Here is a 5,922-nt window from a genome sequence, read left to right on the forward strand (position 1 = left end):
AACGCGCAGTTTCCGAAGGCCTACAAGCGCGAGACCGCGGTGTGGGGCACGCCGCACATGCCGAACGGGACGTTCGAGATCGTCTACCAGCGTTGAGCTTTGCGAGAACGCTATGCGAACTGTCGCTGTCGCTGAGATTGCGCGCGCAAAGCCGTGGGCGGGCGCCCGTCGGCGCGCGGCTGCGGCGGTCGGCTCGCTGCGCGAGCCGCCTTCGTTGCGCTGCTCGGTCTCGCGGCCCCGTCGCGGAACTCGCTTCGCTCACTGCGTTCGCTGCGCTCGGACAACCGCGACGAGTCAGTTTACGAAGCGCGCTGCGCGCGCGGGCCACGAGCCCTGCGCTGCTCACCGCCGCAGAACGCGCGCCGCCGGGCACCCGCCCACGGCTTTGCAAGAGGCGTCGATTCTCTTCATAGAGGGAAGGCGCGAAGCGGGCATCGAGCCCGCATCGCGCCGCGCGCCGCAAGGCGCGCGGCCTGGAGCGAAGCGGAGCCCGCCGCCCGGCCACGTCTTTGCCCCCGCGCTGCGATGCAGGAGTCACTGACATGGACCAGTTCGACCCCACCCAAGTCACGCGCATCCTGTTCGAAGGCTTCTCGCTGCCGGCGATCGCGATCTTCTACGTCGCCGGCATCGCCGCCCTCGCTGCCTTCGCGCACGGCTGCTATGTCGAAGTGCGCAAATACAAGCGCGGCAGCGCCGACCCGGCCAGCGCCACCCTCCTGTGGCAACGCTTCAAGTCCATGGCCGGCCTGGTGCTCAGCCACCGCACCATCGCGCGCCGCGACACGGCGACGGGCAATGCACACCGGCTGATCTTCTTCGGCTTCGCGCTGCTCTTCATCGCCACCGCGACCATCACGCTCGAATACGACGTGACGGCCCGCCTGTTCGGCTGGAAGTTCTGGTACGGCGATTTCTATCTGTGGTTCTCGCTGGCCTGCGACGTGGCCGGCCTGGCGCTGACGGTCGGCCTCGTTTACATGATGGTGCGGCGCGGCTGGATCAAGCCGCCCAAGCTCGACTACGCGCGGCCCGACCGCCAACCGGGCGATGCCGACTTCGACCGTCGCGGCTACCGCATCGAGGACTGGGCCCTTCTGTGGACCCTGATCCTCATCGGCGTGACCGGCTTCGTGCTCGAGGGCGCGCGCCTGGTCTGGCTGCAGGAGCGCCCCGAGGTGTGGACCTTGCGCTGGTGGTCGCCGGTCGGCGCGCTGCTGGCCGAGGGCATGCGCGCGGTAGGCCTCACCGCCGAGGGCGCGGCCAGCCTGCGCGGCGGCCTGTGGTGGTTCCACGGCCTGATCGCGCTGGCCTTCATCGCGCTCATTCCGCGCACCAAGGTCAAGCACGTCTTCACCGCCGGCGGCTCGCTGATGCTGCGCGATCCGCTCGCCGCCCAGCGCCTGCCCAAGACCGACCCCGAGGCCAAGGCCGTCGGCTATTCGAGGATCACCGACCTCACCTGGAAGCACCTGCTCAACCTCGACGCCTGCACCAAGTGCGGCCGCTGCCACGAGGCCTGCCCGGCGACGGCTGCCGGCGCGCCGCTTTCGCCCCGCGACGTGATCCTGTCGCTGCGCGAGTTTGCCAACGACGCGCTGGAGAAGAAGGAACTGCCGGCCGAAGCCAGGCTCGACATCCACGGCAAGGGCGTCGGCCAGGTCTTCATGGAAACGCTGTGGTCCTGCCGCACCTGCATGGCCTGCGTGGAGATCTGCCCGGTGGCCATCGAGCACGTGCCGATCATCGTGCAGATGCGCCGCAAGCTGGTCGAGGAGGGGCAGATGGATCCGCTGCTCACCAAGACCCTGCAGACCATCCACAAGACCGGCAACTCCTTCGGTGAGTCCAAGCGCAAGCGTCCGGCCTGGACCAAGGCGCTGCCCTTCACGATCAAGGACGCACGCAAGGAGCCGGTCGATGTGCTGTGGTTCGTCGGCGACTACGCCTCCTTCGACCCGCGCAACCAGAAGGTGACCCAGGGCTTCGCGCGGCTGCTGCATGCCGCGGGTATCGATTTCGGCATCCTCTACGAAGGCGAGATGAACGCCGGCAACGACGTGCGCCGCGTCGGCGAAGAGGGTCTGTATGAACTGCTGGCCGAGAACAACATCGCGCTGCTCGGCAAATCGATGTTCAAGCGCATCGTCACCACCGACCCGCACTCCTTCAACACCATCAAGAACGAGTACCCCGACTTCGGCGGCAAGTACGAAATCGTTCACTACACACAAATGGTGGTGGATCTGCTGAAGGACAGGCGCCTGAAGCTCGACCACAAGCTCGGCTACCGAACGACTTACCACGACCCCTGCCACCTCGGCCGCTTCAACAAGCAGTTCGACGCGCCGCGCGCGCTGATCGAGGCGGTGGGCTGCGAGCTGATCGACATGCCGCGCTCGAAGGACAACTCGTTTTGCTGCGGCGCCGGCGGCGGACGCATCTGGGTGCCCGACCCGGTGGGCCAGGACAAGCCGGCCCACAACCGCATGCGCGAGGCGGCGGCCATCGAGGGCCTGCAGGTCTTCGCCGTGGCCTGCCCCAAGGACCTGACGATGTTCGAGGACGCGCTCAAGACCACCGGCAACGAAGGCAAGTTCGTGGTGCGCGAGCTGATCGAGCTGATCGAGGAATGCATGGCGCCGCAGCCCGAGCCGGCCACGGCGCACTGCGAGCCGGCATGAGTGGACCGAACAGACAGCAGGAAGGCAAGACATGAAGATATTGGTGGCAGTCAAGCGCGTCGCCGCGCTGGAAGAGGACTTCGAGATCCGCGACGACGGCCGCGATGTCGATCCCGATTTCCTGAACTGGGACTTGAACGAGTGGGACGACTACTCGCTCGAGTGCGCGGTCCAGATCAAGGAGGCCGCGGGCGAAGGCGCCGTCGAGGTGGTGGCCGTGACCATCGGGCCGGACGACGCCGACGAAGTGCTGCGCAAATGCCTGGCCAAGGGCGCCGACCGCGCGCTGCGCGTGTGGGACGACGCGCTGGAGGGCAGCGACCCGATCGCCATCGCGCGCGTGCTCGCCGCCGTGGCGCAGAAGGAGGCGCCCGACTTGTTGCTGGCCGGCACGCAATCGTCCGACCATGCCCATGCGAGCACCGGCATCGCGCTCGCGGCGCTGCTCGACTGGCCGCATGCGGCAGTGGTGGCCGCGCTCGACTTCAAGCCGGGCAGCGCCAGCGCGCTGGTGCAGCGCGAGCTCGAAGGCGGGCTGCTGCAGTCCATCGGGGTGCAGACCCCCGCGGTGCTGACCATCCAGCTCGGCATCAACACGCCGCGCTATGCCTCGTTGCGCGGCATCAAGCAGGCGGCGGCACGGCCGATCGAGACCGCCACGCCGCAGGAGCTGGGCCTGGCCGAGAGCGCGCTCGGCGAGTCGGGTTCGCTGTCGCGCGTCAGGCGCATGTACGTGCCCGAGAAGGGTCGCGCCGAAATGATCGAGGGCTCGGCCGCCGAGCAGGCCGCGCGCCTGATCCAGATCATCCGTGAAGCCACAGGAGCCTGACATGGCACAAGGAATCCTCGTCATTGCAGAACACCGGCAGCAAGCCCTGCGGCCGGTGACCTTGGAGTTGGTCAGCGCCGCGCAGGGTCTGCGCGGCACGCTGGGCGACAAGCTCACGGTCGCGGTGATCGGCCATGGCGGGCGCTCGCATGCCGCTGCGTTGGGGGTGGCCGGCATCGACGAACTGGTCTTCATCGACACGCCCGACAGCGAGTTCGACGCCGACACGTGGGAAGCCGCGATCGGCGCGCTGGCCGCACAGATGCAGCCCGCGCTGATCCTCGTCGCCCACAGTGTGGACAGCATGGCCTACGCCGCGGCGCTGGCCGTGAAGCACGACTATGGCTTTGCCACCGACGTGTTCGGCCTGGACAGCGCCGACGGTGCACTGGTCGCGACGCGCGGCGGCTATGGCCAGAAACTCAACGTCGAGCTCGAGTTCCCGGGCCGCGCGACCGTGCTGCTGGCCGTGCGCCCCGGCAGCTTCAAGCCGCCGCAGGCCGCGGCCCAGCCGGCGACGCGCGACTTCGCGTTCACGGCCAAGGCCTCGCGCACGAAGAACGTCGCCTACATCGAACCGGCCTCGACCGGCGACATCGACATGACCACCCGCGAGTTCATCCTCTCGGTCGGCCGCGGCGTCGGCGAGCAGGACAACATCGACCGCTTTCGCGAACTGGCCGAAAGCCTGGGTGCCTCGCTCGGCTGCTCGCGCCCGGTGGCCGACAGCGGCTGGCTGCCCAAGTCGCGCCAGATCGGCCAGTCGGGCAAGACCGCGGCGCAATGCAAGCTCTACATCGCCATGGGCATCTCGGGCGCGATCCAGCACCTGGCCGGCATGAAGCATGTGGAGACGGTGGTGGCGATCAACACCGATCCCAACGCATCGATCTTCACGGTGGCGCGCTACGGCGTCGTCGGCGACATGTTCGAGATCGCCGACGAGCTCGAGAAGCAATTCAGCTGACGGGCCAGCCACGCCGCCACGCGAGGCGGCGTGGTCGGCCAACCCACAGCGGCGCGGCCCGGGCAGCGCGACCGTCTTCCACCGCCCGAACATCAAGCACAGGAACAAGATGAAGAACTTCATGAGATTCGCGGAGACGAGGCGGGTGTGGTCGGGCGTCGTGTCAGGCCTGGCGGCCTGCTGTGTTGTGCCTGTGGCGGCGCAGACCGCCGACGCGGCCGCCGCCGAGGCGTCGCCCTACAGCCTGACCACCCACGTCGGGCTGTTCTCTGAATACGTCTTCCGCGGAATTTCCTACACCCAGGAGAAACCGGCCGTGCAGGGCGGTGCCGACTTCGCGCACACGAGCGGCCTGTACCTGGGCATTTGGGGCACCAACATCAGCAGCAAGGCAATCCAGAACGCGGTCGGCGAGATCGACGTCTATGGCGGCTATGCCACCAGCGTCGGCGACTTCGGCCTGGACGTGGGCTTGCTGCAGTTCATCTTCCCGGGTGGGCGCTACGAGGGCTCGCGCGAGGACTACAACACGCTCGAGGCCTATGCGGCCGTGAGCTGGAAAGTCTTCAAGCTGAAGTACTCGCACAGCGTCACCGACTACTTCGGCTTCAACGACAAGAGCTTCGGCACCGCCGGCAACGGCGACTCCAAGGGCTCGCACTACATCGAAGCCAATGCCGCCGTGCCATTCGGCGACGGCTGGGCGGTCGATCTGCACGTGGGCCGGCAGACGGTGCGTCACTACGAAGATTTCAACTTCACCGATTACCGCATCGGCATTGCGAAGGATCTGGGCCAGGGCTGGCGCGCCAGCCTGGCCTACATCGACACGAACGCCGACTCGACGCTCTACACGATCGACGGCGTCGATACCGGCGACAGCAAGTTCCTCGCTTCCATTGTCCGCTCGTTCTGAGCGCGCGCATTTCCCCTGGCTATCCTCCAAATCCACGAGAGGTTTCCCATGAACGACACGACAGCGGCTGGACTTCCCATCACGGGCATCGGTGCGCGGCCCGAGGCCGACAGCGGCTCTTTGCAGCGTCGCATCAGCTGGACCGGAGCGTTCTGGGTGGCCAGCGGCGTGCCCGCGCTTGTGCTGTTCTCGGTGGGCGCGATCGCCGCCACGGTGGGCAAACCGGCGTGGATGGTGTGGGTGCTGTCCATCAGCTTCGGCTTCCTGCAGGCCTTTACCTATGCCGAGATCGCCGGGTTGTTTCCCAACAAGACGGGCGGCGCTTCCGTCTATGGCGCCGTGGCCTGGGTGCGCTACAGCAAGGTCATCGCTCCGCTCTCAGTGTGGTGCAACTGGTTTGCGTGGTCGCCGGTGCTTGCCATCGGCTCGGGTCTGGCCGCCGGCTACATGCTGGGCGCGCTGTTCCCGGCGGATGCCGCAATCAATACTTGGCAGATCACCTTGCTCGATCTGAGCAACATCAAGT

General features: G+C 67.3%; 5 protein-coding genes. All 5 read left to right on the forward strand.

Annotation, left to right across the window (positions count from 1 at the left end):
• Window positions 1-542 precede the first annotated feature (542 nt).
• A complete protein-coding gene (locus H0W38_RS15010; protein ID WP_292455466.1) occupies window positions 543-2,684 on the forward strand; it encodes a (Fe-S)-binding protein in 2,142 nt (713 codons plus the stop codon).
• Window positions 2,685-2,715: 31 nt separating this feature from the next.
• Window positions 2,716-3,513 carry an electron transfer flavoprotein subunit beta/FixA family protein gene (locus tag H0W38_RS15015; protein ID WP_292455468.1) on the forward strand — a complete coding sequence of 266 codons (798 nt, stop codon included), beginning with the start codon at window positions 2,716-2,718 and terminating at the stop codon, window positions 3,511-3,513.
• Window position 3,514: 1 nt separating this feature from the next.
• Entirely contained in the window at window positions 3,515-4,480 is a 966-nt protein-coding gene (locus H0W38_RS15020; RefSeq protein WP_292455471.1) for an electron transfer flavoprotein subunit alpha/FixB family protein, read from the forward strand.
• A gap of 121 nt (window positions 4,481-4,601) precedes the next feature.
• Entirely contained in the window at window positions 4,602-5,396 is a 795-nt protein-coding gene (locus H0W38_RS15025; protein ID WP_292455473.1) for a TorF family putative porin, read from the forward strand.
• Between the two features lie 48 nt (window positions 5,397-5,444).
• The coding region (locus H0W38_RS15030) for an amino acid permease (RefSeq protein ID WP_292455475.1) at window positions 5,445-5,922 on the forward strand (478 nt) is incomplete at its 3' end.

The organism is Methylibium sp., from assembly GCF_013817365.1.
GTDB lineage: Bacteria > Pseudomonadota > Gammaproteobacteria > Burkholderiales > Burkholderiaceae_C > Methylibium.

Bases quoted from the DNA above. Each gene is read 5' to 3' on its own strand.
- H0W38_RS15010 (WP_292455466.1), top strand. From the start codon at position 543: ATGGACCAGTTCGACCCCACCCAAGTCACGCGCATCCTGTTCGAAGGC.
- H0W38_RS15015 (WP_292455468.1), top strand. From the start codon at position 2,716: ATGAAGATATTGGTGGCAGTCAAGCGCGTCGCCGCGCTGGAAGAGGAC.
- H0W38_RS15020 (WP_292455471.1), top strand. From the start codon at position 3,515: ATGGCACAAGGAATCCTCGTCATTGCAGAACACCGGCAGCAAGCCCTG.
- H0W38_RS15025 (WP_292455473.1), top strand. From the start codon at position 4,602: ATGAGATTCGCGGAGACGAGGCGGGTGTGGTCGGGCGTCGTGTCAGGC.